The following is a 461-nucleotide window of genomic DNA, read 5'->3' on the forward strand; positions in this document are numbered from 1 at the left end:
CGCCGGACTTGGTCATGACGAAGGTGACGTTGGCGGGCACCCCCGCCCCCTTGCTCCAGCCCGCCCAGGGAATGTCCAGCCTGGCGTTGGTCAGATCGGCCGAGACGTTCTGGTCGCCGCTGCCGTTCTTGTCGATCGCCACCTTCACCGTTCCGGCAAGCAGCGGCTTCAGGCCGGGCATGGCGGCGGCGCGGATCTTGTCGTCGAGCACCAGGGCCACCTTGCGGCTGCGCGCCGGCCCCTCATCCCTGAGCGGCTCGATCAGATCGAGTTCGGCCGGAATGCCGTTCAGCAACGCCTTGGCGGAGATCACCGCCTTCTCGGGGTCGACCGTGATCGAACCGTCGGCATCCGTCACGACCTGTCCTTCGAAGGGCTTGGCCAGGGACATGCCGGTGTAGTCGAGCGACACCAGCCAATCGAGCTTCGAGGAGTCGACGCCGGACTGCAGCGGAATATCC

General features: G+C 66.6%; 1 pseudogene. It reads right to left on the reverse strand.

Annotated elements, in window-relative coordinates:
• A pseudogene (locus tag EN955_RS34635) lies at positions 1 to 461 on the reverse strand (hypothetical protein); the annotation flags it as partial.

The organism is Mesorhizobium sp. M7A.F.Ca.CA.001.04.2.1 (genome assembly GCF_003998485.1).
Taxonomy (GTDB): Bacteria; Pseudomonadota; Alphaproteobacteria; order Rhizobiales; family Rhizobiaceae; genus Mesorhizobium; species Mesorhizobium ciceri.